Source organism: Xanthobacter lutulentifluminis (assembly GCF_043194675.2).
Taxonomy (GTDB): domain Bacteria; phylum Pseudomonadota; class Alphaproteobacteria; order Rhizobiales; family Xanthobacteraceae; genus Xanthobacter.
On record NZ_CM195525.1, the window covers coordinates 4,759,788 to 4,785,135 of the forward strand.

A 25,348-nucleotide genomic window follows, 5' to 3' on the forward strand; every position below is an offset into this window, starting at 1 on the left:
CCCGGTTGTCCGGGCACTTGGGACATCCAATGCGGCAATTGCAAGCCGTCCGAGTACGAGGAGTCAAGGCACGAGGTCATCCCCCGTCACGATGCCTTCTTCCTCCTGTCCTCGACTCCCGCTAGCCTCCCGCCATGTCCTCACCCGGCTTCATCCACCTGCACGTCCATTCCTCCTATTCGCTGCTGGAGGGGGCGCTCTCCATCGGCAAGCTGGCGGATCTCGTGAAGGGGGACGCGCAGCCGGCCATCGCGCTGACCGATACGGGCAACCTGTTCGGCGCGCTGGAGTTTTCCGAGAAGATGGCGGGCGCGGGCATCCAGCCCATCGCCGGCGTCTCGCTCGCCATCGACCTGCCCGAGCCGGCCGGCCCGCGCGGCGGCCTGCGGCCGAGGAAGCCGCGCATCGTGCTGCTCGCCCAGGCCGAGGCGGGCTGGCGCAACTTGATGCGCCTCGTCTCCCGCTCCTATCTGGAGACCGCGAGCGAGGACGAGCCGCGCATCCTGCCCGACTGGCTGCGCGAGGCGCACGAGGGCCTCATCGCCCTCTCCGGCGGTCCGGCCGGGCCGCTCGACCGGGCGTTCGCCGGCGGCCATCCCGAGCTGGCGGCGGACCGGCTGGACCTGCTCACCGCCATCTTCGGCGACCGGCTCTACATCGAGCTGCAGCGCCACGACACGGACGCCGAGCGCCTCGCCGAGCCGGGGCTGATCGATCTCGCCTACGCCCGCGGCATCCCGCTGGTGGCGGCCAACGAGCCGTTCTTCGGCGCGACCTCGGACTATGACGCCCACGACGGCCTGCTCGCCATCGCGGAGGGGCGGCTGCTGTCCGAGGGCGACCGGCGGCGCCTGACCCCGCAGCACCGCTTCAAGACCCGCGCCGAGATGCTGGAGCTGTTCGCCGACCTTCCGGAGGCGACGGCCAACACGGTGGAGATCGCCCGCCGCTGCGCCTATCGCGTGCGCACGGTGAAGCCGATCCTGCCGCGCTTCACCACCGCCGACGAGAGCGAGGCGGGCCGCGACCCAATCGAGGCCGAGGCCGCCGAGCTGAAGCGGCAGGCGGAGGAAGGCCTCGCCATGCGCCTCGCCAAGCACGGCCCGGCGCCGGGGCTGGACGAGAAGGCCTATGAGGACCGGCTCGCCTACGAGCTGTCCATCATCACGCGCATGAAGTTCCCCGGCTACTTCCTGATCGTGTCGGACTTCATCAAGTGGGCCAAGGCGCACGGCATCCCGGTGGGGCCGGGCCGTGGCTCAGGCGCCGGCTCGCTGGTGGCCTACTCGCTGCAGATCACAGACCTCGACCCGCTCAGGTTCCAGCTGCTGTTCGAGCGCTTCCTGAACCCGGACCGCGTGTCCATGCCTGACTTCGACGTGGACTTCTGCCAGGAGCGCCGCGACGAGGTGATCCACTACGTGCAGGAGCGCTACGGCCGCGCGCAGGTGGCGCAGATCATCACCTTCGGCACCCTGCAGGCGCGCGGGGTGCTGCGCGACGTGGGCCGCGTGCTGGAGATGCCCTACGGGCAGGTGGACAAGCTGTGCAAGCTCGTCCCCCAGAACCCGGCCAATCCGGTCACGCTCAAGCAGGCCATCGAGGACGAGCCGCGCCTGCAGGCCGCGCGCGACCAGGAAGAGGTGGTCAAGCGCGCCTTCGACATCGCCGTGAAGCTGGAGGGGCTCAACCGCCACGCCTCCACCCACGCGGCGGGCATCGTGATCGGCGACAGGAAGCTGCACGAGCTGGTGCCGCTCTATCGCGATCCCAAATCGGATATGCCGGTCACCCAGTACAACATGAAATGGGTGGAGCAGGCTGGCCTCGTCAAGTTCGACTTCCTCGGCCTCAAGACGCTCACCACCATCGACAAGGCGGTGAAGCTGATCCACCAGCGGGGCATCGAGCTCGACATCTCCAAGATCCCGCTGGACGACCCGAAGACCTACGCCATGCTCGGCAAGGGCGAGACGGTGGGCGTGTTCCAGGTGGAAAGCGCGGGCATGCGGCGCGCGCTGGTGGACATGAAGGCCGACCGCATCGAGGACCTGATCGCCCTCGTGGCGCTCTACCGGCCCGGCCCCATGGCCAACATCCCGGTCTATTGCGACTGCAAGCACGGCCGCGCGACGCCGGACTATCTCCACCCCATGCTGGAGCCGTACCTGAAGGAGACGTTCGGCGTCATCATCTATCAGGAACAGGTGATGCAGATCGCCCAGGCCATGGCCGGCTACTCGCTGGGTGAGGCCGACCTTTTGCGCCGCGCCATGGGCAAGAAGATCCGCGCCGAGATGGAGAAGCAGCGCGAGCGCTTCGTTTCGGGCTCCGCCGAGCGCGGCATCGAGAAGGCGCAGGCGGATACCATCTTCGACCTGCTCGCCAAGTTCGCGGACTACGGCTTCAACAAGTCCCACGCGGCCGCCTACGCCCTCGTCGCCTACCAGACGGCGTGGCTGAAGGCGAACTACCCGACCGAGTTCCTCGCCGCCTCCATGACGCTCGACAAGGGCAACACCGATAAGCTGGCCGAATTCCGCCAGGAGGCGCAGCGGCTCGGCATCGAGGTGGTGCCGCCCAACATCAACCTGTCCGCCCGCGAGTTCGGGGTGAGGGACGGCAAGATCATCTACGCCATGGCGGCCATCAAGGGCGTGGGCGAGGCGGCGGTGGAGGCGCTGGAAAAGGCGCGCGGCGACAGGCCGTTCAAGAGCCTCGCGGATTTCGCCACCCGCCTGCCGGTGAAGCTCGTCAACAAGCGCACGCTGGAAAGCCTGGTGGCCGCCGGCTGCTTCGACGTGCTGGAGAAGAACCGCGCCCGCGCGTTCGCCGCCATCGAGCCGGTCGTGGCCGAGGCGCAGCGGGTGGAGGCCAACGCGCAGTCCGGACAGAACGACATGTTCGGCTCCGGCCCGGTGGCCGCCGCGCTTCCCATCCCCGAGGCGGCGCCCTGGCTGCCCTCCGAACGGTTGCAGCGGGAGTATGACGCCATCGGCTTCTTCCTCACCGGCCATCCGCTGGACGATTACGCCGACGCGCTGAAGAAGATGCGGGTGCAGTCCTTTACGGACTTCTCGCGGGCGGTGCGTTCCGGCGCGGCGGCGGGGCGGCTGGCGGCGACGGTGGTCTCGAAGCAGGAGCGGCGCACCAAGTCCGGCACGCGCATGGGCATCGTCGGCCTCTCCGACCCGTCCGGGCATTACGAGGCGGTGATCTTCTCCGAGGGCCTCGCCCACTTCCGCGACCTGCTGGAGCCCGGCACGCCGCTGCTCATGATGGTGGGCGCCGAGCTCAACGGCGAGGATGTGCGGGTGCGCATCAATTCCTGCGAGAAGCTCGACCCCGCCACCGCCCGACACCAGAAGGGCCTGCGCATCTTCCTGCGCTCGCCTGAGCCCATCGAGGGCATCGCCCGCCGGCTCGCCGATACCAAGGCCGCGGACGCCGGGGCGGGTGAGGTGAGCCTGATCCTGCTCATGGACGACGCCAAGGCCGAGGTGGAGGTAAGCCTGCCGGGAAAATACCCCGTCTCGCCGCAGATCGCCGGCGCCATCAAGGCCATCCCCGGCGTGGTGGCGGTTGAAGCGGCCTAGCACTGAGTTTATGGACATTGCCGAAATCGAGCGTGCGCCGTCGAACACCGGCCGCCGCGCCCGGACGCCCGGCTGAGGAAGAACGCGAGTGACACTGGAAAAGCGCGCCGTCCTGGTGCTCGGCATGCATCGCAGCGGCACATCGGCCCTGACCCGCATCATCAACCTGATGGGCTTCGCCGCTCCGCGCACCCTCATGGCCGCCACCGACGCCAACGAGGCCGGCTTCTGGGAAAGCGAGGTGTTCGCCGACATCGACGAGCGCATCCTGAAGACCTGCGGGCACAAGTGGTCCTCGCGCAAGCGCCTCGCCGGCGACGTGGTGGACGCCGCCCGCCGGGCCGGCCTCATCGACGCGGTGCGGCGCGCGCTGAAGGACGAATATGGCGACGCCCCCGCCATCGTCATCAAGGATCCGCGCATCTCCCGCCTCATGGCCATCTACGGCCCGGTGCTGGCGGAGGCGGGCTATCGCGTCGCGCCGCTGCTCGCCCTGCGCAACCCGCAGGAAGTGGCGGCCTCCGTGGCCAAGCGCGATGGCTTCACCATGGGCAAGGGCCTCGGCATCTGGCTGCGCTACACGCTGGACTGCGAGCGCGCCACCCGCGGCCAGCCGCGCAGCGTGGTGGGGTTCGACGACCTGATGGCCGACTGGCGCGGCACCATGACCCGCGCGGCGCAGCAGCTGGGCGAGCCGTGGCCGAGCCTGTCGCCCGAGGCGGTGGCCGAGATCGACGGCGCGCTGAAGCCGAACCTGAAGCACCACGCCCTGCCGCCGCCCAGCGCCAGCAGCTGGCGCGGCCTCCTCGCCGGGCGCACCTATGACGCCATGCGCCGGCTGATGGCCGATCCGCACGATCGCGCCGCCTGTCGGACGCTCGATCTGGTGTCCGCGGTCTTCCGGCCGTTCTGATCGGCTCGGCGACCCGTATTCCGGTGCTGCCTTTCGGTCTATACAGGCCGCTGACGTTGGACCGGCGCGGGTGGGGCCCATGACTTCCGACTGGATGGTGGCGCGACGGGTCCTGATCGCCTGCGTGATTCTGGCGCTGGCCTATTTCGCCTACCAGATCATCGACGTGATCCTGCAGGTGTTCGCCGCCATCCTGCTGGCGCTGGCGCTCCATGCCATGGCCGAGCCGTTCGCCCGCCTGACGCGATTTCCCGAGCGCTATGCCGTGCTGCCGGTGGCGGTGCTGGTGTTCGGCGGGCTGGGGCTGGTGCTCTACCTGTTCGGCTCGACCATCCAGAACCAGGTGTCCGAGCTGCTGAACGAGCTGCCGGCCGCCTGGACCGCCTTCGAGAACCGGTTCCACCTGGAGGGGCTGGGCAGCGATCTGCTGCAACGGGCTGAGGCGGCGGCAGCGCCCTCCAGCGCCACGCTGCTCTCGGCGGTGCAGGGGGTCACCTCCAACCTGTTCCAGACCGTGCTGGCGGTGTTCCTGGTGGTGGTGGGCGGCATCTATTTCGCCGTCTCGCCGGATCTCTACCGCCACATGTTCCTCTCGCTGTGGAGCGAGGCCGACCGCCCGGCGGCGGAGCGCCGGCTGCTCGCCATCTCCGAGGACCTGAGGCACTTCCTGAAGGCGCAGCTGATCGCCATGGTGGTGGTGGGGCTTCTGACCTTCGTGGGTCTGACCATCGTCGGCGTGCCCTCGGCGCTGGCGCTGGCGCTGTTCGCAGGGCTGGCGGAATTCGTGCCCATGGTCGGCCCGGTGCTCGCCGCCGCCCCGGCGGTGCTGATCGCCCTCACCCTCGGCATGGATACCGGCCTGTGGACGCTGGTGGTGTTCGTGATCGTCCAGCAGTCGGAGAGCAACATCATCACCCCCCTGCTGCAGCAGCGCATGGTGTCGCTGCCGCCGGCGGTGACGCTGTTCGCCGTGGTGGCGTTCGGCAACCTGTTCGGCATCATGGGCGTGGTGCTGGCGACCCCGCTCACCGTCCTCGCCTTCGCCGCGTTCAAGGCACGCGCCGCCGATACGGGTTCCGCCTGCCCTCCGGCGACCTGAGCCCGCGCCTAGTTCGGCAGCATCAGCGTGCCGGCCGCCCGGTCATAGCGCCACATGGCGCCGGGGTGCAGGTGCGTTCCGCCGATCGATCGGTCGATGCCGTTCACGCACGCATGGTCGAGCCCGCCGCCGAGAGCCTTGGCGCCGGCCGGCGTGAGGGCGATCTCGGCCGAGGCATAGGCACGGTAGGAACGTTCCGCAGCGCTGCCATCGCCGGGCGCGAAGCGCATGCCGGCTGCCTCGCTGGAGCGGAACGGCAGGCCGCGGATGAGCGGCTCATGGGTGAAGGCGAGGCCATCCAGCCGCAGGAAGAACGGCAGGTCGGCGAGGAACTGCGCCTCGTCCATGGAATGCACGGCGGCATAGACGTGCGCTACCTTGCGCGGCCCGTCGGCGAGCTGGGCGAGGATGCGCTCCTCGGTCAGCGACAGCCCGGTGCGCGGCGCCGGCAGCTCGGCGATCAGCCGCCGCAGCGCCGGAACGAGATGGGGCAGGGCGTCGTGATCGCGTCCCACGAACTGCGTCAGGGGGCGCGGCGTCGGCGCGGTGAATACGTCCCATGCCTGCCGCGCGGTCTCCAGCTGCAGGTGGGTGACGGGGGCGCGCTGCTCCTCGAGCGCGCGCACGGCGTCCGGCTCCATGAGTCCGAGGTAGTGCGAGGCCTGCACCAGGCTCAGGCCCATCCGCTCCGGCTCGCGGGCGAAATAGTCGAGCAGCTGGATCAGCTGGAGCTGGTCATAGAGGTCATGCTCGAACCACAGCTCCACCTCGCGATAGGCGCAATGGACCTCCACCTGCGCGTCGCGATGGGCGAAATCCGCCCGCACCTCGTCGAACGGCAGGCCCAGCGCGTCGGAAAGGAAGTCGGCACGCACGTCGGACACCACGTCCAGCACCGGGCCGGACGGCACCGGCCCGTCGTGGAGCATGTCCTGCCAGGCGAGGATATGACCCTTGATCCCGGCCGCGCGCAGGCGTTCGGCGGCGGCGTCTCCGTTGGTGACAATGAGCTTCGGCATGGCCTGTGCCCTCGCGTCTACTCTCCCGCGGGCCGGCTTTTGCCGCCGGCTCCATCGGGTCCAGAATCACCCGCGACCGCGATAGGGCGCAACCCCCGTGTCGGGCAGCCAGGTTCCCTCGGGCAGCTTGCCGGTCTGCCAGAACACGTCGATGGGGATGCCCCCGCGCGGATACCAGTAGCCCGCGATCCGCAGGAAGCGTGGCGACAGAAGCGCCACGAGGCGCTTGCCCACCGCCACGGTGCAGTCCTCATGGAATGCGCCATGGTTGCGGAAGCTCGCCAGGAACAGCTTGAGCGACTTCGACTCCACCAGGAACTGGTCCGGCACATAGTCGATCACGAGATGGGCGAAGTCCGGCTGGCCGGTGACCGGGCACAGGGATGTGAACTCCGGGCAGGTGAAGCGGGCCACGTAATCGGTATCGGGGTGCGGGTTCGGCACCCGGTCGAGCACCGCCTCCTCGGGAGAAGCGGGCAAGGCGGACTGTGCGCCGAGCTGGAGGGGGCGATCGGTCATCATCTTCTTCCTAAGGGCCGGGTGCCGCCCCGGCGCATGGGGCCGGGCGCACGGAGCCGCGCGCATGGGCCCGACGGCTCGCGCCGCTCTGCGGCAGGCACCGCGGGCACCCGAGGCCCGGAGCGGGGCGGATCCGGCCGGTGGTGTCACCATGGTCGCCTCAGGCTCTAGCGGCGTCGGAGGCAATGTTCAACGTTCCTCGGGCCGATTTGCGGCGAACCCGCGCGCGCCCCCTTCGCAGGCGCGAAGGATCGCGCTAGAAGCACGACGCCTGAAAGGCTGGGGCCTTCGGGTTTCCCGGGGGCGGCCGGGGCAGGGGCGAGATGTGTCCTTCCCATTCGCTGCGCCGCACGGGACGACGCAGGGAAGGGAGTCTCATGACCGCGATCGTCGACATCATCGGACGCGAAATTCTGGACAGCCGCGGCAACCCCACCGTCGAGGTCGACGTGGTGCTGGAAGACGGCTCGCTCGGCCGCGCGGCGGTTCCCTCGGGCGCCTCCACCGGCGCGCACGAGGCGGTGGAGCTCCGGGACGGCGACAAGGGCCGCTATCTCGGCAAGGGCGTGAGCAAGGCGGTCGAGGCGGTCAACGGCGAGATCTTCGACGCCATCGGCGGCTATGATGCCGAGGACCAGGCGCACATCGACGCCACCCTGCTCGACCTCGACGGCACCCCCAACAAGGCCCGCATCGGCGCCAACGCCATCCTCGGCGTGTCGCTCGCCGTGGCCAAGGCGGCCGCCGCCTCCAAGGAGCTGCCGCTCTACCGCTACGTGGGCGGCGTCAACGCCCGCGTGCTGCCGGTGCCCATGATGAACATCGTCAATGGCGGCGCCCACGCGGACAACCCCATCGACTTCCAGGAATTCATGATCCTGCCCGCCGGCGCCCCCTCCTTCGCCGAGGGCCTGCGCTGGGGCGCGGAGATCTTCCACACCCTGAAGAGCGGCCTGAAGAGCGCCGGCCACAACACCAACGTGGGCGACGAGGGCGGCTTCGCCCCCAACCTCGCCTCGGCCGAGGCGGCGCTGGACTTCGTCATGGGCGCCATCGAGAAGGCCGGCTTCAAGCCGGGCGACGACGTCTATATCGGCCTCGACTGCGCCTCCACCGAGTTCTTCAAGGACGGCGCCTACCACTATGAGGGCGAGGGCAAGGTGCGCGACATCGAGGCGCAGGTGAAGTACCTCGCCGAGCTCGTCGCCCGCTATCCCATTGTCACCATCGAGGACGGCATGGCCGAGGACGACTGGGCCGGCTGGAAGCTGCTCACCGACACCATCGGCTCCAAGTGCCAGCTGGTGGGCGACGACCTGTTCGTCACCAACGTGGAGCGCCTGTCGCGCGGCATCAAGGAAGCCACCGGCAACGCCATCCTCGTGAAGGTGAACCAGATCGGCTCCCTCACCGAGACGCTGGACGCCGTGGAGATGGCCCACAAGGCCGGTTATCGCGCCGTCATGTCCCACCGCTCCGGCGAGACCGAGGACGCCACCATCGCCGACCTCGCGGTGGCCACCAACTGCGGTCAGATCAAGACCGGCTCGCTCGCCCGCTCGGACCGCACCGCCAAGTACAACCAGCTGCTGCGCATCGAGCAGGAGCTGGGCGGCAGCGCCCGTTACGCCGGCAAGGCCGCGCTGAAGGCGCTGGCCTGATCGGGCGCCGCCGCCGCGCCCTCGCGGGCAAGGCGGCGGGCCATGGCTGAATGAGAAACGGCCGCCGCGGGCTCAGGCTCGCGGCGGCCGTTTCCGTTTGGGCTGGGCGATACAGCCCCGGCACCACAGCCCCGGCGCTACCGGCCCAAGACGAGAGCCGCCAAGGCGGCCCACACTGTCGTCCGGGCGCGCCTGGCCACCGCCTTTGGTCGCACGATCCGCCGCTCGGCGTGAACGGGTCCCGTGGAGCGGCCGGGTGACATGCCCCGTGCGCTGCCGTCCCGTGCGGTGCCGCCCTCTCAGTCCTCGCGGCTGACCGCGATGGGGTCGCTGTCCGGGAAGGTCTCCTCCAGCGCCTCGTCCAGCCGCGCGCTGATCGCGGCCTTCTCCACCTCTTCATCGGCGGCACGCTTGAGGGCGACGATCTGGGTGAGGAGCGCATCGCGGCGCTGCGCCAGATCGGCCATGGAGCGGCCGGCCGCCTCGGCCTCGACGCCCTCGACCAGCGCCGCCTGAAGCTCCGGCGTCATGGCGGGGGCGCCGAGGTCGTCCCACCAGGTCTCCACCGCCGGCAGCAGGTGGTGCATGAAGTGGCCCAGGCCGCCGGCGCCGCCACCGAGGTGGAAGGTCATGTGCTGGCCCATCAGCGCCCAGCGCAGGCCCGGCCCCTCGGAGACCGCGGCGTCGATGTCCTCCACCGAGGCGACGCCCTCGGCCACCAGATGGATCGCCTCCCGCCACAGGGCCGCCTGCAGGCGGTTCGCCACATGGCCGGGCACTTCCTTGCGGATCTCGATGGGATGCTTGCCGAGCCAGCGATAGAAGGCCATGGCCCGCTCGATGGCGGCGCGGCTGCCATGGGCGCCGCCCACCACCTCCACCAGCGGGATGAGGTGGGGCGGGTTGAACGGGTGGCCGATGATGCAGCGCTCGCGATGGCGGCAGCCCTCCGAGATGCGGCTCGCCAGCAGGCCGGAGGAGGAAGAGGCGATCACCACCTCGGGCGGCAGCACGGCATCGAGCGCGGGGAACAGCTTCTGCTTCACCTCGTATCGCTCGGGCGCGTTCTCCTGCACGAAGTCGGCGCCGGCCACCGCCGCCACCGGATCGGGCTCGAAGCGCCAGGAGGTGGGGTCGATCCAGTCCTCGCCGCCGAGCTGGGTCAGCACCGGCCAGGCGGCGGAGATGAGCGCCTGCGTCGCCGCGCGGGCGCCGGGGGCGGGATCGCTCACCACCACCTCGAGCCCGCGGGACAGGAACAGGGCGGCCCAGCTGGCCCCGATGGTCCCGGCGCCGATCACGGCGACACGGCGGATGGGCGGAGAGAGGTGGGACATGGCGCGCTCCTGGGGGGCAGTGAGGATGGCCGTGTTCTAGCAGGCCGCGCGCCCGGAAGGCATGGGCGCGCGGGAATGTCAGGGATGCCCCGGGGGTTGGCCTCAGCGCGCGGGCAGCTCGGCGAGCAGGTCGTGCAGCCCCAGCCAGACGATCTGCACGCCGATGGCGAACAGGATGAAGGCGAACAGGCGCACCAGCACGTTGGTGCCGTTCTTGCCCAAAACGCGCTCGATGGTCGCCGCCTCGCGGAAGGCGAAATAGATGGTGAGCGCTACCGCCACCAGCCCGGCGATGGCGCCGGCGACGGTGGACAGGGAGAAGGCGACGTCGGTCTGCCAGGTGGGCTTGTGGCTCGCCGCCAGCGCGATGGCCGTGGCGATGGAGCCGGGGCCGACGGTCAGCGGCAGGGTGAGGGGATAGAAGGCCTGGTCGCGGACGCGGCTCTCCTCCAGCGGGCTGGCGCCGGCGCGCTCGCCCGGCTCGTCGCCCTGATGCAGCAGCTGCCAGCCTACCGAGGTCACCACCGCGCCGCCCGCCACCCGCAGCACCGGCAGGCTGATGCCGAAGAACAGCAGCACCTGCGCCCCCACCACGAGCGAGCCGAGCAGCAGCAGGAAGCCGTACATCGCCACGCTTCCCGCCAGTTGACGGCGCACGGCGGGCGAACAGCCGCGCACGTAGTTCAGGAAGATGGGCGCGCCGCCCAGCGGGTTGACGATGGGAAACAGCGCGGCGAACACCGCGATGAAGGTGTTGATGGAATTGCTCAGGTACCCCACGCGGCTCCCCCGGTGCGCGCCGCGGGCGGACCTTAAGGCTCCACCCGCTCCCACCCGTGCGGCGTCAGCCGCTCCTGTGGCAGATAGCGGCGCTTATAGTCCATCTTGCGGGAGCCCTGCACCCAGTAGCCGAGATAGACGTAGGGCAGGCCCATCTGCTTGGCCCGGCTCACGTGGTCGAGGATGAGGAAGGTGCCGAGCGAGCGGTGCTCCACCTGCGGATTGTAGAAGGAATAGACCATCGACAGCCCGTCCGAGAGGATGTCGGTGAGCGCCACCGCCATGATGTCGCCGGTGCCGCGGGCGAGGATGCGGCTGTCCGGCCCCTGCTTGCGGTATTCAACGAGGCGGGTGTGGACATGTGTGTCCTCGACCATCATGGCGTAGTCGAGCACGCTCATGTCCGCCATGCCGCCGGTGCCGTGGCGGGCGGTGACATAGCTGCGGAACAGCGCGTACTGCTCGGAGGTGGGGGTCGCCGCCTTGATCTGGCCGATCAGGTCGGCATTCTCCGCCCGCACCCGGCGGAAGCTGCGGCTCTCGATGAAGTCGTCCACGCAGATGCGCACCGACACGCACGCCTTGCAGCCTTCGCAGGCCGGGCGGTAGGCGATGGACTGGCTGCGCCGGAAACCGCCCTGGGTCAGCACGTCGTTGAGCGCGGCGGCCCGGTCTCCCACAAGGTGGGTGAACACCTTCCGCTCCTCGCGCCCCGGCAGATAGGGGCAGGGGGAGGGGGCCGTCAGGTAGAATTGCGGTGTGTCGCGCGGGTGCTCGCTCACGGCGCTCTGGCCTCAGGGGCTACCAGCATCGCCGCTGAGGCCGGCGTCGTCAAAGGGGAAGCGGACCAGGACGGCGACATTCAGCGTGGGCGCCTGAGCGCGCCGGCCCGCACCTCGTTGTTCACCACCACCGTGCCGACGAGAAAATCGTGCAGCAGCCGGCGCCTGTCGTTGAACAGGGCCACCAGCAGCACGAACGGCGTGAACACGGAGACGGACACCCAGAAGCACACGGCATGCACCGCGCCGAGCAGCGAATAGGCCGGCGCGCCGTACCAGGTGCGCATCTCCAGCTCCATGAGTCGCATGCCCAGCGTCGCCGAGGCCGGGGAGCCGAGGGTGAGGGCGTTGTAGGCCAGCGCCACGATGACGAAGGTCGGCCAGATGAAGAAGAAGGCGATCCAGCTCAGGCCGAACGTCACCACCCCCATCACCAGCACGCACAGATAGAACAGGACCACCGCGCCGACGATCATGATGGCGTCCACGAGGAAGGCCAGCATGCGCCGTGTCAGCACGCCCTCGAAATACTCCGGCTGCGTCACGGGATCATAGGCATGCGGGCGCGGCCCGTCGTCCAGACCCAGGCGGGGGTCGCGGGACGTGTCGCCAGTGTAGCTCATGGTCAATCGCTCCTTCGCCATTCACGTGGTGCGGCGGATGGGCGGACGCAAGGTCCGCCTCGGCTGCCAGTCCGCGCCTCCGGCGAGCGCTACCAGTCCGCGCCTCCGGCGCCAAGGCGCTGCACCGGCAGGCCTTCGCCCTCCAGCGCCTTCTGGATCAGCTCGGCGTGGGCATGGTCGCGCGTTTCCACCGTCAGATCGAGCCGGGTGCCCTTGGCCGGCACATCGAGGAAGGTGCGGCGGTGGTGCACCTCCAGGATGTTGGCGCCGAGCTTGCCGAGCAGCGTGGAGATGCGCCCGAGCATGCCCGGCCGGTCGAGGATGGTGAGGCGGAACGAGACGATGCGCTCCTCCCGCTCCAGCTCGCGCAGCAGGATGCCGGCGATCATGCGCGGGTCGATGTTGCCGCCCGAGACCACGAGGCCCACCGTCTGCCCGCGGAAGCGCTCCGGCTCGGCGAGCAAAGCGGCGAGGCCGGCGGCGCCGGCGCCTTCCGCCAGCGTCTTCTGGTGCATCAGGTAGGCGTTGACCGCCCGCTCCAGCGCGGTCTCGTCCACCAGCACCATGTTGGGCACCAGCGCGCGGACGATGCGGGCCGTCAGCGCGCCCACGTCGCGCACGGCGATGCCTTCCGCCAGCGTCGGCCCGCCGCAGGGCCGAACAGTGCCGGTCATGGCCGACCACATGGCGGGATAGAGCTGGGTCTCCACCCCCACCACCTGCGTCGCCGGCGAGCGGCCGGCGAAGGCGACCGCCATGCCGGCGATGAGCCCGCCGCCGCCGACGGGCACCACCACCGCGTCGAACGCCGGGCCGTCCTCGATCATCTCCAGCGCCACCGAGCCCTGCCCGGCGATCACGTCCGGGTCGTCATAGGGATGGACGAAGATTCGCCCCTGATCGTGGGCGATGCGCTGCGCCTCCTCGAACGCGTCGGCCACCGTGTCGCCGAACAGCACCACCTCGGCGCCGAAGGCCTCGGTGGCGGCCACCTTCACCTGCGGCGTGGTCTCCGGCATGACGATGACGGTGGAGATGCCGAGCCGCGTGCCGTGGTGCGCCACCGCCTGGGCATGGTTGCCGGCGGACATGGCGACGACGCCGCGCCGGGCTTCCTCCGGCGTCAGGCGGGAGAGCTTCACCAGCGCCCCGCGCTCCTTGAAGGAGGCGGTGGTCTGGAGGTTCTCGTACTTCACATAGACATCCGCGCCGGTGAGCGCGGACAGGCGCGGCGCCCGCAGGGTGGGCGTGCGCAGCACCGCGGTGGAGACGAGCGGGCGCGCCGCCTCCACATCGGCGAGCGTCACCGGCAGGGGCGCCCCCGAAGGAGAGGCATCCGCGAGGGCGGGGCTGGTCATGCGGGTCCTCCCCGAGGCGTGTTGCGGCCTGAGCGTTCAGGCCTCTGTGTTCAGGCCTGCGCGGCCAGACGCTCGGCGATGCGCGGCGCGAAATAGGTGAGGATGCCGTCCGCGCCGGCGCGCTTGAAGGCGAGCAGGCTCTCGGCGACGATGCGGTCGCCGTCCACCCAGCCGTTGCGGATCGCGCCCTCGATCATCGCGTACTCGCCGGACACCTGATAGGCGAAGGTCGGCACGCCGAACGCCTCCTTCAGCCGCCACACGATGTCGAGATAGGGCAGGCCGGGCTTGACCATCAGCATGTCCGCTCCTTCCTCGATGTCGAGGGCGGCCTCGCGCAGGGCCTCCAGCCCGTTGCCGGGGTCCATCTGATAGGTGCGCTTGTCGCCGGAGAGGGTCTTGGCGGTGCCGATGGCGTCGCGGAACGGGCCATAGAAGGCCGAGGCGTACTTCGCGGCATAGGACATGATCTGCACGTCGGTGAAGCCGGCGGCGTCGAGCCCGGCGCGGATGGCGCCGACGCGGCCGTCCATCATGTCGGAGGGAGCGATCACGTCGGCCCCGGCCTCCGCCTGCACCAGCGCCTGACGCACCAGGATGTCCACGGTCTCGTCGTTGAGGATGCGCCCGTCCTCCAGCAGGCCGTCGTGGCCGTGGCTGGTGAAGGGATCGAGGGCGACGTCGGTGATGAGGCCGATCTCCGGCACCGCGGCCTTGATGGCACGCAGGGTGCGGCAGACCAGATTCTCCGCGTTCAACGCCTCGCTGCCGGTGGGGTCGCGCAGGGTCGGGTCCACATAGGGGAAGATGGCGATGGCCGGGATCTTCAGCTTGGCCGCCATCTCGGCCGCGCGCACCGCCTCGTCCACCGTCAGCCGCTCCACGCCGGGCATGGAGGGGATGGCCTGCCGGTTCGCCGTGCCGTTCATGACGAAGATCGGCCAGATCAGGTCGTCGGCCGTCAGCGTCGCCTCGCGCACCAGCCGCCGCGCCCAGTCCGTCTTCCGGTTGCGGCGGGGCCGCTGCACGAGGTCGAGGCCGGGGATGGACGCGCCGGCTTCGGGAACGGTGTGGAGGCGGGGCTTGGAGAGGGGCATGTGGCGACTCGTTCGTCCTTGGCTGCGCCAGCAGGGGCGCCATTCCGCCCTTATAGACCCGCCGCGCCCGGCCCGCGAGGGGAGGCGGGAAAAGCGCGGGACACCTCATTCCCGTCCGGGCGCGCGCCGACCCTTCCCGCACGCAGGCCGCGAGCGATGCTCCGATGGCCGCTCATTGCCGCCGGCTGTGCGTTCGCGCACCCTGCGTGTGCGCATGGCCGCGTTGACGGTGCCGGGGGGCGCGTCTAACCCTGCCGCCTCAGACCGCTCAGCGGCGAAGGCAGGAAGGGAGAGGCGCAGTGACCACGGAACCTGAGGTTCTGCTCGACGTGAAGGGCGAAGCCGGCGTCATCACCCTGAACCGGCCGAAGGCGCTCAACGCGCTGAACCTGCCCATGGTCCGCGAGATCCTGCCCCGCCTGCGCCAGTGGGCGAAGGACCCGGCCGTCACCCGCGTCATCATCAAGGCGACCGGCGAGAAGGCGTTCTGCGCCGGCGGCGACGTGCGCACCCTCTACGACCTCGGGCGCGAGGGGCGCACGGCGGAATCGCTTGCCTTCTGGCGCGAGGAATACGTCCTCAACGACTATATCGGCTCCTTCCCCAAGCCCTACGTGGCGCTCATCGACGGCATCTGCATGGGCGGCGGGTTCGGCCTCTCGGCCCATGGCGCGCACCGGGTGGCGGGCGAGCGCTACCTGTTCGCCATGCCGGAGGTGAACATCGGCCTGTTCCCGGACGTGGGCGGCACCCATGTGCTGCCGCGCCTGCCCGGCGCGTTCGGCGTGTTCCTGGCGCTCACCGGCAGCCGCATCCGCGCGCCCGAGGCGCTGGCCTGCGGGCTCGCGACCGACAGGGTGCCCTCCGCCGCCTTCGCCGATCTGGAAGCCGCCCTGTGCGCCGGCGGCGACGTGGATGCCACCATTGCCGCCCATCGCGCGCCGCCGGCACCGAGCGCCTTCACCGATCGCGCCGATTTCATCGCCGACACCTTCGGCCGGCCCGACCTTGCCGCCATCCTCGCCGCGCTGGATTCGGCCGGCGCCGGCACCGGCCCCCATGCGGAGTTCGCCGCCGCGACCGCCCGCGACATCCGCACCAAGTCTCCCACCAGCCTTGCCATCACCATGGAGCAGATGCGCCGCGGCGGCGCGCTCGACCTCGGCGAATGCCTGAAGCTCGAAATGCGGGTGGTCACGCGCGTCGCGGCGGGCCATGATTTCTACGAGGGCGTGCGCGCGGTGCTGGTGGACCGCGACAACGCTCCCAAGTGGCAGCCCGCGCGGCTGGAGGACATCGACCCGGCCGTGATCTCGGCGCATTTCGACCCCATCCCCGAAGAACTGGAACTGTTGGCCCCCGGCGCATGAGCCATTACGACCCGATCGACGCCAGCGCCCGCGCGCAATGGGAAAGCCTGACGCCCTGGCGGCGCCGGCTGTTCCTGTTCCTGCGCGGGGTCGCCGCCTTCCTGCTGCTGGAAGGCGTGATCCACTGGGCCGTCATCATGGGCATTGGCGACGGGCCGGACAGCCGGTTCGAGGCGCTGCCGACGGCGGCGCAGGCGGCCATCATATGGGTCGCCATCGTCGATCCCATCGCCGGCGTCGGCCTGTGGCTGCGGGCCGGCTGGGCGGTGGTGCTCTGGCTGATCGCCACGCTCATGCAGGTGGTGCTGGGCGCCTGGGCGCCGGCGGGCATGACGCGGCTGCTGCTGTTCACCCTCGTGGAACTCGCCCTGGTCGTGGCCTATGCGGTGCTGTCCATCCGCGCGGCGCGGGAGAGCGATCAGGACTGACGGAGCCTCGCCATATGAGCGCCGACCTCTGGACCCGCATGGACGACTACATCGTCGAGCGCCTGCTGCCCGACGATCCGGTGCTGGCGCAGGTGCTGGAGGCGTCGGCCGAGGCCGGGCTTCCGGCCATCAGCGTCTCCGCCGCGCAGGGGCAGATGCTGAACCTGTTCGCGCGGATGACTGGCGCCCGCCGCATCCTGGAGATCGGCACCCTCGGCGGCTACAGCACCATCTTCCTCGCCCGCGCGCTGCCGGCCGACGGGCGTATCGTGACGCTGGAGTTCGACCCGCACCACGCCGCGGTCGCCCGCGCCAATTTCGCCCGCGCCGGCATCTCCGACCGCGTGGACCTGAGGGTGGGGCGCGCGGTGGAGACGCTGCCGCTGCTGGAGGCGGAAGGGGCGGGGCCGTTCGACTTCATCTTCATCGACGCCGACAAGCCCAGCAATCCGGATTATCTCGCCTGGTCGCTGCGGCTGGCGCGGCCGGGCACCGTCATCGTCTGCGACAACGTGGTGCGCGACGGCAAGGTGCTGGACGGCACGAGCGCCGACCTGGCGGTGCTGGGCGTGCGCCGCTTCTTCGACCTCGTGGGCGCGAACCCGCGCCTCACCGCCACCGCCGTCCAGACGGTGGGCGCCAAGGGCTACGACGGCTTCGCGCTGCTGCGGGTCGACTAGCCGCGCCCGTGGCGGACGCGGCGCCGGGTCAGCTCAGGACCAGCTACCCAGATAGGCGAGGATCGCCACGATGATGATGAGGGCGACCACGATCCAGTGGCGCGCGGCAAGATTGTGCAGGATCATGAGGCAGGTCAGTCGTCGTTGGAGGCGTTGAGGTCTTCGGTGCGCAGGCCCTCGTCCCTCGGGACGATCTGGACGCCGACGGAGCCGGCGTTGAGGAAGCTCACGCCCTCCGCCTCCAGCACGCGGCACAGGCGGGCGCGGGTGGACGCGAGGGCTTCCAGCACGCCCGAATCCTTCTCCACCACCTTCACGGTCGCGCTGCTGACGCCCGTGCGGTCGGCCAGTTCCGCGCGGGACCAGCCGAGCAGCGCCCGCCCGGCCTTGATCTGACGTCCCGTCACCATCGAATGCGGCAAGGGTTTCCTCCCTGATCTTGAGCCGGAACATGGCACGGCCGGCGCTGCACCACAACGCCGCCGCAGCCGGTGCGCGCGCCGATCAGAACTTCTCCACCCACGGGCGCAGCTCCAGCTCGGCGGTCCAGGCCGAGCGGTGCTGGCGATGGACGGACAGGTAGCTCTCGGCCACTGCGTCGGGATTGAGCCACTTGTCGGCCGGGCCGCTCTCGCCCGCCGTGGCCCACGAGGAGGACAGGCCGCCGTCGAGGATGAAGTGCGCCACATGGATGCCGCGCGGCCCCAGCTCCCGCGCCAGCCCCTGCGCCAGCGCGCGCAGGGCGAACTTGGCCATGGCGAACGGCACCGAATGGGGCATGGACTTCACGCTGGCGGTCGCGCCGGTGAAGAAGATGGAGCCGGACCCGCGCGGCAGCATCCTGCGGGCGGCGGCCTGGGCGGCGAGGAAGCCGCCGAACGCGCCGATGGCGTACGCATCCATCACGTCGGTGGGGTCGAGCACCTCGATCGGTCCGCGGTAGCGCATGGCGGCGTTGAACACGACCAGCTCCGGCGTGCCGAGGGTGCGGTCCACCTCGGCGAACACCGCCTCCACCGATTGCGGCACCTGCGCGTCGGCGGCGATGGCGCGGGCGCCGGTCTCGGCGACCACGCCGGCGAGCTTGTCCACATCACGCGCCACCAGCGCCACCTGGAAGCCCTCGCGCGCCAGCCGCCGCGCCAGGGCTGCGCCAAGCCCGTTGCCGGCACCGATGATGACGGCGCTGCGGGGCGCGTCCGCGCGGGCGGCCGGATGGGGGGTGTCCGTCGGTTCGGTCATGGCAAAGCTCCGTCAGGGCGCGCAGGCGACCCGCTCGTGATCACGGTTCGGGAACGGCAGCAGGAACGGCAGTGGCGGTCAGGGCGCGGCGAACAGCGGCGCGACTCCCTCGGTGTCGATGTAGACCACGCCGTCCTCCACCTTCACCGGATAGGCGGCGAGGGCGCTCTCCTGCGGCTCCAGCGGCGCGCCGGAGCTGAGATCCCAGGTCCAGAAATGGCTGGGGCAGGTGAGCACGGTGCCGTCGAACTCGGCCTCGTTCAGCGGCATGCCGGAATGGGGGCAGACCCCCTGGAACGCCACGATCTCTCCATTGTCGGGCCAGGCGAGCACGATGAGATGACTGTCGGCGATGACGAGGCGCATTCCGCCCTCGGCCAGGGTCTCGGTTTTGCAGACGCGGGTGAACATGGCGAAAAATCTTTCGGGGCAAGGAAGCGGGGCAAGGAAGCGGGGCAGGGAACGAACAACGCCGAGGCGCACGGCAAGCAGCGCACGAATGGTGTCATGATCGCCCCTCCTCCCCGGCCCGCAAGCAAAAACCGCGCGAGGTCCGCGGCGCTCGCTGCCGGCTGCCCCGGCATGCCCTGTCTTGGCCCGGTTCCTGCTTGGACCGTCGTGCAAGCGCGTGCCGCCGGGCGACGACGGTGGACGCGCAACCCAGACGACCGGGGAAGACGCGCGCGTTCTCAATGATTTGCGCGCATCCACCCGAACTTGGTCACGGCAGGACGGAGGCTCGGCGGTGCCGCTCTACAGCTATCATTGTTCCGATTGCGACAATGCGTTCGAGATCCTGGTGGGTTCGTCGGAAACCCCCGTCTGCCCGGCCTGCGGCAGCGACAAGCTCGATCAGCTGATGTCGCGCATCGCCCCCGACCAGAAGATGAAATCCTTCCTCAAGGCCGCCCGCGCCCAGGCCGGGCGGGAGGGGCACCTGAGCAACTTCAGCGCTGCCGAACGCAAGCGCTAGGGTATTTCCGCGCGCGGGCTGCCGGCTTGCGCGCGGAAAGCGCGGAAAGCGCCGAGAACACCGGGAGCGATCGGCGTCAGCCGGGATGGGCGGCATGCTCTTTCGCGGGGGCACGCGCCCTCGCGAGAGCGGAGCTCACCGGCCGTCCATGCCGGCGGCCGCACGCCACTGGGTGGGTGTCAGCCCTTCCCAGCGGCGGAAGGCGCGGATGAAGTGGGCGGCGTCCGAATAGCCGAGCGCCATGGCGAGCTCCGTCACGGCGGTCCCGCCCTCCAGCAGCCGCTCGCGGGCGACCGACCGGCGCACGTCCGCCAGGATATCCCCGAAGCTGACGCCGCAGGCGTCGAGCCGGCGTTGCAATGTGCGGGGCGCGAGCCCCAGGGTGCGCGCCGCCCACGGCAGGCAGACGCGCCCGCCCGGCACGGCATCCGGCAGGGCGGCCTCGATCATGTCCGCGAGCGCGTCGCGCAGGGCTGCCCCCTCGCGCGGCGGGATGTCCGGCGCTGCCACGGCCTGTCCGTGCGGCCCGGCGGGCGGCACCGGACGCACCGGCACCGGCAGGGAGAGGAGGGCGGCGTCGAACACGATCATCGCCGCCTCGCCGCCGGCGAACCGGACCGGCGCGTCGAAATAGCTGGAATAGGTGCCCCGGTCGCCGCGGCACGGGTGGGGGAAGACGATCTCGTCCGGCGCCCATGACCGCCCGATCAGCCGCCGCAGCATGGCGAAGATGAAGGCCGAGGCCCCCTCATAAAGCACCCGCGGGTCCTCGCCACTGCCCCTTCCCAGGTGATGGCGCCACACTGCGCGCCCCTGCTCGACGCTGAGGGTGATGCCGGCGTGGGTCTGGAGCGCGGGCAGGCGGGCAGCGTGAGCCGCGATGGCATGGGCCACGGTCGGCCCCGAGTGCAGGGCGATGCCTGACGGGCCAAGGCGTTCCGGCTCGGCGGCAGCGCCCAGGGCAAGGCCGAGCGCCGGCGCATCGAGGGCCCGCGCCGCGGCATCGAGCGCGGCGCAGACCTGCGCCCGGGCCACCACGGTGGAGCCGGCCACGTCCTCGCGCGTCAGGGCCGCGGCCCGGAGCACCCGGTCCGCCCCGACCCCGGCCGCCTCAAGATGCGCCGGCAGCATATGCAGGATCGAGGCGCGCGCCGCCGGAACCGCCATGGACTCTCCCCGGACCTTTCAATGCGGGGAGAGCCTATCCCGACCGCGCCAGAGGGCAAGGCGGGATTGGTGCGCCTCAGTCGCCCTGCTCGAAGAACGCCTCGGTGTTGGGAAACACCGGGCCGCCCGCATCGCGGCCCATGTACTGCTGGAACGTCGACTGGAAGAACAGCGACGGCTTCATCTGCCCCGCCAGCTCCTGGATGCGCCGCTGCAGCTCCGCCACCTTTTCCGGGTTGTCCGCCGCAAGGTCGCGGCTCTCGGAGGGATCGCTGGCGAGGTTGAACAGCTCCACCTTCGCCGGCAGGGGCGCGCGCCACACCAGCTTCCAGTCGCCCTTGCGCACCCCGCCGCGGAACATCTCCACGTTGTAGACCACCTCGTCGCGGGGGGAGGGGGCGTTGGCGGCGATGGTGGCCCAGGCGTCACGTCCGTCGAGCGGCTGGGTGCCCGCCAGCGCCGCGCCGGCCCGGCCGGCGAGGGTGGGCAGCATGTCCACCACATGCAGCGGCCCATCCACCTCGCCCGGCTTGATGTGGCCCGGCCAGTTGGCGAGCGCCACCGCCCGCGTGCCGCCCTCGTAGAGCGAGCCCTTGCCATCGCGGAACGGGGTGTTGCGGGCAGGCAGGTCGCCCTTGGTCTCGATCTGTCCGGCGAAGGTGGCGTTGCGCACGCCGCCGTTGTCGCTGTGGAACACGACAATGGTGTTGTCGCGCAGGCCCTTGCGCTTGAGTGCTGCAAGCACGTCGCCGATCTGCGTGTCCATGGCGGTGACCATGGCCGCATAGGCGCGCCGGTTGGGATCGCTGATGCCGGAATAGCGCTCCAGATCCTCCTTCGGCGCCTGCAGCGGCGTGTGCGGGGCGGTGAAGGCGAGATAGAGGAAGAACGGACGGCTGGCGTCCCGCTGGTCGATGTAGCGCACCGCGTCCTGGCCGAGCAGGGTGGTGACATAGCCGGGCTCGTCCAGCGGCTTGTCGTTGCGGTACCAATCGACGGTGCCGTGGACCTTGTGGTCGTAATAGTCGATCTCGCCGATCAGCGGGCCGTACTGGTAGTCGAACCCGCGCTGGCGCGGCCAGAGGGCGCGGTCGGCATGGCCGAGGTGCCACTTGCCGATGATCGCCGTGTCATAGCCAGCCTCCTTCAGCACCTGCGGCAGCAGCTTCTCGTCGAGCGGGATGCCATAGGTCTGGTCGGGCAGGATGACGAAGCTCTGCAGGCCGTAGCGCAGGGGATAGCGCCCGGTCATCAGCGCGGCGCGGGTGGGCGTGCACATGGGCTGCACGTAGAACTGCTCCAGCCGCGCGCCCTGGTTGGCCAACTCGTCGATGCTGGGGGTGCGGATGTCGGACCCGTGGAAGCCCACGTCCGCCCATCCGAGGTCGTCGGCGACGATATAGACGATGTTCGGCCGTGCCGGCTCGGGCGCGGCCGCCGCCAGCGAGGGCAGCACCGCCGCCGCGATGAGCGCCAGGGCGCGAAGACACTTCTGCATGATCGAGAGATCCATAAGGTTGATCGATCGGACGAGCCCGCCCCCGAGGCCCCGGCTGCCGTTGGCCGGAAGAGGCGGCGCGGACCTTCCGTCCCCCGCTGCGCACTGTCCGGGCGCATGGGACGTGCGCGCGACCGGATGACCCGCGCCGACGGCCAGACAACCGCGGCGCGACCCTAGCGCCTCCGCCGCGGCGCCGCTTGCCATTTCACGCCAGTGCCGGCCCGGAAAGCCGCCTCATGCCGCCGCGGCCGGTGCCAGGCTGTCGGCCAGCGCCTCCGCCTCGGCCATCATCTCGTCCCGCTGCTCCGGCTTCAGGAAGCGGCAGGCATACTCCTGCCACAGGCCGGAGCGCAGGAAATACATCAGCACCTGCGGGTCCAGATGTCCCTCCCGCCCCATGGACACCATGATACGCAGCGCCTCCGAGAGGGTCTTCGCCGGCTTGTAGGGCCGGTCGGCGGCGGTGAGCGCCTCGAACACGTCCGCCACCGCCATCACCCGCTCCGGCACGGTCAGCCGGTCGGCGCCGATGCGGCGGGGATAGCCGTTGCCGTCCATGCGCTCGTGATGGGTGGCGGCGATCTCCGGCACCCGCTCCAGCCCGGGCGGCCACGGCAGGCTGCGCAGCATGATGTAGGTCTGCACCACATGGTCGTTGACCATGAAGCGCTCCTCGTCGTTCAGGGTGCCGCGGCGGACGGACAGGTTGTGCAGCTCGCCGAGATTCTGCCGGTGCGCCGGCAGGCGCATGTCGAAGCCGTAGCGGTTGGCGGGATCGCCCTTCTCCACCGGCGGACGGTGGCCGTCCCACGGGGTGACATGCTCGGGCCGGTCGGCCAGCAGCGGCTCGGACGCGGGCAGGGGCGCGGACGGAACACCGGCGCACCGTGCCTCCTCCTCCCGCGACAGGCCGAGCCGATCGTCGAAATGGCGCAGGAAGGTGCGCCCGGCGATGTCCCGCAACCGCGCCAGCGCCTCGTCGGACATGAACTCCCCGCCCACGTTCGAGCGCGCGACGAAGGCGAAATCATCCTCCAGCCGCGCCACATCGGCCGCGAGCGCCGCAGCCGATACCTCGGGGTCGGCACCGGTCCGCAGCCGCTCCAGATGGGCGATGACGGCATCGCGCCGCAGCACCTCGAAGCGCGTGCGCACCTCGTGGACGCGGTTGTGCACCGCCTCGAGTTTGGTGGCCTTGTCGATGACGTGCTCGGGGCTCGTCACCTTGCCGCAATCATGCAGCCAGGCACCGAGGTGGAACGCGCGGCGCTCCTCCTCGCCGAAGCTGAAGGTGCGATAGGGGCCGTCCTGCTCGGTGGCCATGCGCTCGACGATCATGGCCGCAAGCTCCGGCACGCGCCGGCAATGGGCGCCGGTATAGGGGCTCTTGGCGTCGATGGCGTCGGCGATCAGGCGGATGAACCCGTCCAGCAGGTGGCGCTGGTTCTCGATCAGCTGCCGTGCCTCGATGGAGACCGCCAGCGCGCCGGAGAGCTTGCGGGCGAAGGCCTCGAACTCCTCCCCCCGATGCGAGGCATCATTCTCGTGGGCGAGGACCAGCAGGCCCAGCGGCCGTCCTTCCCGGTCGCGCAGGGGGAGGGAGAAGCGCGTCTCCGCCTCCTCCGTCGGGGCGGGGCCGGCCTCGAGCGCCCCGAGCGGCAATGCGGGCGCGAAGGCGGCGCCTGCCCGTTCCAGCTCGGGGGCTTCCGCCGCGAGGCTCAGGCCGGTGCGCGGGTCGTCCAGCAGGTAGACCGCGCCGCGGGTGCAGGAGGTGCCCCGCACCGTCCGGGCGAGCACGTCCTGCAGCATCCGGTCGAGCCGGGGCTCGGTGGCGATGGTCTCGCTGGTGGTCAGGAAGTCCCGCACGGTCTCGCAGACCCGGTCCAGCACGTCGTCGAGCGCCGCGATCTCGCGGATCGATGAGGCGAGCGGGGGATGGCGGCTGAAATCGAACCGCGTGATGTTCTGGGCCCGCTGCGCCAGCACCCCGAGGCCGCGCCCGAGCTTCCGCCCGACGAACCAGCCTGCCACCACCAGCAGAAGCGTGATGCCGACCGCGGCCCAGAGCTGGGAAATCAGGCTCGACCGCAGCGCGCCGAGGATGTCGCGCTCGGGGATCGCGATCAGGAGCTCGTTGGGCTTCTCGAGCTTGGACACGAGGGCGCGGCGCGAGCCGAACCAGGTCTCGCCGTCGACTTCCAGGATGTTGGAGAAGGCGCCGTCCTTGTGCTGCTCCAGGGCATCGAGCACCGGCGAACGGATGGCCCGGAGCGGCTGAAGCGCCGCTTCCTGTGCCGGAATGCTGCCGGCATAGGCGAGCACCGCTCCGGTCGCGGTGACAACCACGATCTCCGCATGGGGCGTCGGCTTGAGCGGGGCCAGCTCGCTGTCGAGGTCGGAGAGGGCCACGTCGAGGCCGATCACGCCGTCCGAGCGGGCCATCTTCTCGCTGAGGGTCACGCCCACCTCTCCGGTGAGCGCGAACCGGTAGGGGCTTGAGAGGAACTGTCCCTGCCGGTGCACCGCCGTGCTGAACCAGCCGCGCTGGCGCGGGTCATAGTCCAGCTTGTCGATGAGGTCGCGCGTCTCGATCAGGTTGAAGGCGGCGTCGTAGCAGCGGAAGCGCCAGGCGCCGGGCGGCGTCCGGGCATCGGTGCTGCCGAGGACATATGCGGTCTCCGCTGGCGTGTGCAGCTGCGCGGCCAGCTCCGGCTTGATCCGCTGGAGCATGACGAAATTGCCGTTGTTGTCGCCGATGGCCACTGCCGACAGGAAGGGAACGCTGGCGAACACCGACTGCAGCGCGGCGGGATGATCCTCAAGATCGAGCGCGCCCGACATGTCCGCCATCGGGCCGGATGCCAGGTAGCTCAGCGCCAGCGAGGCCGGCGCCACCCGGCGCTCCGCCTGTTCGGCCAGGATGATGCCGAGGTTCTGCGCCCGCTCGCGGGTCGCGGTCAGGAGGGCGTCGCGGCCGGCGCGCCAGCCTTGCCAGATGAGCGCCGTGCCCAGCACCACCATCGCCGAAACCACGCACAGCGCCAGCACCAGCTGCAGCGGAACCGCGACGCCAGCCCTGCGACCCGCTCTTCCCGCGGCAGTCGAAGACGGCATTTGCTCCTCCCCCGAGGTGCCGGCGAGGGTCGCCCGCCGCGCCCCTGCTGCACCCGCCCGTCCATGTGTAGTCGGGGCGGCCGAGTCGG

General features: G+C 70.5%; 22 protein-coding genes. 8 read left to right on the forward strand and 14 right to left on the reverse strand.

All coding sequences use genetic code 11. The features are described from left to right. Positions 1-134 precede the first annotated feature (134 nt). From dnaE to V5F49_RS22075, 3 genes are all read left to right on the forward strand, one after another. Positions 135-3,596, forward strand: coding sequence for a DNA polymerase III subunit alpha (dnaE, locus tag V5F49_RS22065; protein ID WP_394116634.1), 3,462 nt, complete (start codon positions 135-137; stop codon positions 3,594-3,596). An 88-nt stretch (positions 3,597-3,684) separates the two neighbouring features. Beyond that, positions 3,685-4,509, forward strand: coding sequence for a sulfotransferase family protein (locus V5F49_RS22070; RefSeq protein WP_394116633.1), 825 nt, complete (start codon positions 3,685-3,687; stop codon positions 4,507-4,509). A gap of 79 nt (positions 4,510-4,588) precedes the next feature. After that, positions 4,589-5,608 (forward strand): AI-2E family transporter, encoded by a 1,020-nt coding sequence (locus V5F49_RS22075; RefSeq protein WP_394116632.1) that lies wholly within the window; start codon positions 4,589-4,591, stop codon positions 5,606-5,608. Positions 5,609-5,616: 8 nt separating this feature from the next. On the opposite strand, the gene V5F49_RS22080 is transcribed toward V5F49_RS22075, so the two are convergent. Continuing rightward, the gene (locus V5F49_RS22080) at positions 5,617-6,627 is read right to left on the reverse strand and encodes a hypothetical protein (RefSeq protein WP_394116631.1); all 1,011 of its coding nucleotides are present in this window, start codon (positions 6,625-6,627) and stop codon (positions 5,617-5,619) included. A gap of 66 nt (positions 6,628-6,693) precedes the next feature. Then, positions 6,694-7,146: a preQ(1) synthase gene (gene queF, locus V5F49_RS22085; RefSeq protein ID WP_394116630.1), complete on the reverse strand. Its 453-nt coding sequence runs from the start codon at positions 7,144-7,146 to the stop codon at positions 6,694-6,696. Positions 7,147-7,523: 377 nt separating this feature from the next. Here queF and eno point away from each other — a divergent pair, with 377 nt between their 5' ends. Continuing rightward, positions 7,524-8,807 carry a phosphopyruvate hydratase gene (eno, locus tag V5F49_RS22090; protein ID WP_394116629.1) on the forward strand — a complete coding sequence of 428 codons (1,284 nt, stop codon included), beginning with the start codon at positions 7,524-7,526 and terminating at the stop codon, positions 8,805-8,807. Between the two features lie 299 nt (positions 8,808-9,106). On the opposite strand, the gene V5F49_RS22095 is transcribed toward eno, so the two are convergent. From V5F49_RS22095 to hemB, 6 genes are all read right to left on the reverse strand, one after another. After that, positions 9,107-10,144, reverse strand: a complete 1,038-nt coding sequence (locus V5F49_RS22095; protein ID WP_394116628.1) for a 3-hydroxyacyl-CoA dehydrogenase NAD-binding domain-containing protein — start codon at positions 10,142-10,144, stop codon at positions 9,107-9,109. A 102-nt stretch (positions 10,145-10,246) separates the two neighbouring features. Next, positions 10,247-10,924 carry a MarC family protein gene (locus V5F49_RS22100; RefSeq protein WP_394116627.1) on the reverse strand — a complete coding sequence of 226 codons (678 nt, stop codon included), beginning with the start codon at positions 10,922-10,924 and terminating at the stop codon, positions 10,247-10,249. 32 nt (positions 10,925-10,956) lie between these two features. Then, the gene (locus V5F49_RS22105) at positions 10,957-11,706 is read right to left on the reverse strand and encodes an arginyltransferase (protein WP_394116626.1); all 750 of its coding nucleotides are present in this window, start codon (positions 11,704-11,706) and stop codon (positions 10,957-10,959) included. An 80-nt stretch (positions 11,707-11,786) separates the two neighbouring features. Beyond that, complete coding sequence (locus tag V5F49_RS22110) at positions 11,787-12,329, reverse strand: RDD family protein (protein WP_394116625.1); 543 nt, start codon at positions 12,327-12,329, stop codon at positions 11,787-11,789. An 89-nt stretch (positions 12,330-12,418) separates the two neighbouring features. Beyond that, complete coding sequence (locus V5F49_RS22115; RefSeq protein WP_394116624.1) at positions 12,419-13,687, reverse strand: threonine ammonia-lyase; 1,269 nt, start codon at positions 13,685-13,687, stop codon at positions 12,419-12,421. Between the two features lie 50 nt (positions 13,688-13,737). Further along, positions 13,738-14,784: a porphobilinogen synthase gene (gene hemB, locus V5F49_RS22120; protein ID WP_394116623.1), complete on the reverse strand. Its 1,047-nt coding sequence runs from the start codon at positions 14,782-14,784 to the stop codon at positions 13,738-13,740. 299 nt (positions 14,785-15,083) lie between these two features. On the opposite strand from hemB, the gene V5F49_RS22125 reads away from it, so the two are divergent. The 3 genes from V5F49_RS22125 to V5F49_RS22135 are packed head-to-tail and all read left to right on the forward strand — an operon-like array spanning position 15,084 to position 17,262. Beyond that, entirely contained in the window at positions 15,084-16,154 is a 1,071-nt protein-coding gene (locus V5F49_RS22125) for an enoyl-CoA hydratase/isomerase family protein (RefSeq protein ID WP_394116622.1), read from the forward strand. Continuing rightward, a complete protein-coding gene (locus V5F49_RS22130; RefSeq protein WP_394116621.1) occupies positions 16,151-16,582 on the forward strand; it encodes a DUF6163 family protein in 432 nt (143 codons plus the stop codon). Before V5F49_RS22125 ends, V5F49_RS22130 begins: the two co-directional genes overlap by 4 nt. A gap of 14 nt (positions 16,583-16,596) precedes the next feature. Further along, positions 16,597-17,262 (forward strand): O-methyltransferase, encoded by a 666-nt coding sequence (locus V5F49_RS22135; protein WP_394116620.1) that lies wholly within the window; start codon positions 16,597-16,599, stop codon positions 17,260-17,262. Positions 17,263-17,396: 134 nt separating this feature from the next. Here V5F49_RS22135 and V5F49_RS22140 read toward each other — a convergent pair whose 3' ends face one another. From V5F49_RS22140 to V5F49_RS22150, 3 genes are all read right to left on the reverse strand, one after another. Continuing rightward, positions 17,397-17,684, reverse strand: coding sequence for a helix-turn-helix domain-containing protein (locus V5F49_RS22140; RefSeq protein ID WP_394116619.1), 288 nt, complete (start codon positions 17,682-17,684; stop codon positions 17,397-17,399). Between the two features lie 82 nt (positions 17,685-17,766). Beyond that, the gene (locus V5F49_RS22145) at positions 17,767-18,504 is read right to left on the reverse strand and encodes an SDR family NAD(P)-dependent oxidoreductase (protein WP_394116618.1); all 738 of its coding nucleotides are present in this window, start codon (positions 18,502-18,504) and stop codon (positions 17,767-17,769) included. 78 nt (positions 18,505-18,582) lie between these two features. After that, positions 18,583-18,915 (reverse strand): monooxygenase system ferredoxin subunit, encoded by a 333-nt coding sequence (locus tag V5F49_RS22150; RefSeq protein ID WP_394116617.1) that lies wholly within the window; start codon positions 18,913-18,915, stop codon positions 18,583-18,585. A gap of 334 nt (positions 18,916-19,249) precedes the next feature. On the opposite strand from V5F49_RS22150, the gene V5F49_RS22155 reads away from it, so the two are divergent. After that, positions 19,250-19,477, forward strand: coding sequence for an FmdB family zinc ribbon protein (locus tag V5F49_RS22155; RefSeq protein ID WP_394116616.1), 228 nt, complete (start codon positions 19,250-19,252; stop codon positions 19,475-19,477). A 135-nt stretch (positions 19,478-19,612) separates the two neighbouring features. Here the strand turns inward: V5F49_RS22155 and V5F49_RS22160 are convergent, their stop codons facing one another. The 3 genes from V5F49_RS22160 to V5F49_RS22170 form a co-directional block, all read right to left on the reverse strand. After that, positions 19,613-20,644 carry a helix-turn-helix transcriptional regulator gene (locus V5F49_RS22160; RefSeq protein WP_394116615.1) on the reverse strand — a complete coding sequence of 344 codons (1,032 nt, stop codon included), beginning with the start codon at positions 20,642-20,644 and terminating at the stop codon, positions 19,613-19,615. Positions 20,645-20,720: 76 nt separating this feature from the next. Continuing rightward, the gene (locus tag V5F49_RS22165) at positions 20,721-22,142 is read right to left on the reverse strand and encodes an arylsulfatase B (protein WP_394116614.1); all 1,422 of its coding nucleotides are present in this window, start codon (positions 22,140-22,142) and stop codon (positions 20,721-20,723) included. Positions 22,143-22,379: 237 nt separating this feature from the next. Beyond that, a complete protein-coding gene (locus V5F49_RS22170) occupies positions 22,380-25,259 on the reverse strand; it encodes an HD domain-containing phosphohydrolase (protein ID WP_394116613.1) in 2,880 nt (959 codons plus the stop codon). Positions 25,260-25,348: the final 89 nt, after the last annotated feature.

Excerpts from the sequence above, each read along its gene's own strand:
- dnaE (WP_394116634.1), top strand. The coding sequence starts at position 135 with ATGTCCTCACCCGGCTTCATCCACCTGCACGTCCATTCCTCCTATTCG.
- V5F49_RS22075 (WP_394116632.1), top strand. The coding sequence starts at position 4,589 with ATGACTTCCGACTGGATGGTGGCGCGACGGGTCCTGATCGCCTGCGTG.
- V5F49_RS22080 (WP_394116631.1), bottom strand. The coding sequence starts at position 6,627 with ATGCCGAAGCTCATTGTCACCAACGGAGACGCCGCCGCCGAACGCCTG.
- queF (WP_394116630.1), bottom strand. The coding sequence starts at position 7,146 with ATGACCGATCGCCCCCTCCAGCTCGGCGCACAGTCCGCCTTGCCCGCT.
- eno (WP_394116629.1), top strand. The coding sequence starts at position 7,524 with ATGACCGCGATCGTCGACATCATCGGACGCGAAATTCTGGACAGCCGC.
- V5F49_RS22095 (WP_394116628.1), bottom strand. The coding sequence starts at position 10,144 with ATGTCCCACCTCTCTCCGCCCATCCGCCGTGTCGCCGTGATCGGCGCC.
- V5F49_RS22110 (WP_394116625.1), bottom strand. The coding sequence starts at position 12,329 with ATGAGCTACACTGGCGACACGTCCCGCGACCCCCGCCTGGGTCTGGAC.
- V5F49_RS22115 (WP_394116624.1), bottom strand. The coding sequence starts at position 13,687 with ATGACCAGCCCCGCCCTCGCGGATGCCTCTCCTTCGGGGGCGCCCCTG.
- hemB (WP_394116623.1), bottom strand. The coding sequence starts at position 14,784 with ATGCCCCTCTCCAAGCCCCGCCTCCACACCGTTCCCGAAGCCGGCGCG.
- V5F49_RS22130 (WP_394116621.1), top strand. The coding sequence starts at position 16,151 with ATGAGCCATTACGACCCGATCGACGCCAGCGCCCGCGCGCAATGGGAA.
- V5F49_RS22135 (WP_394116620.1), top strand. The coding sequence starts at position 16,597 with ATGAGCGCCGACCTCTGGACCCGCATGGACGACTACATCGTCGAGCGC.
- V5F49_RS22145 (WP_394116618.1), bottom strand. The coding sequence starts at position 18,504 with ATGACCGAACCGACGGACACCCCCCATCCGGCCGCCCGCGCGGACGCG.
- V5F49_RS22150 (WP_394116617.1), bottom strand. The coding sequence starts at position 18,915 with ATGTTCACCCGCGTCTGCAAAACCGAGACCCTGGCCGAGGGCGGAATG.
- V5F49_RS22160 (WP_394116615.1), bottom strand. The coding sequence starts at position 20,644 with ATGGCGGTTCCGGCGGCGCGCGCCTCGATCCTGCATATGCTGCCGGCG.
- V5F49_RS22165 (WP_394116614.1), bottom strand. The coding sequence starts at position 22,142 with ATGCAGAAGTGTCTTCGCGCCCTGGCGCTCATCGCGGCGGCGGTGCTG.
- V5F49_RS22170 (WP_394116613.1), bottom strand. The coding sequence starts at position 25,259 with ATGCCGTCTTCGACTGCCGCGGGAAGAGCGGGTCGCAGGGCTGGCGTC.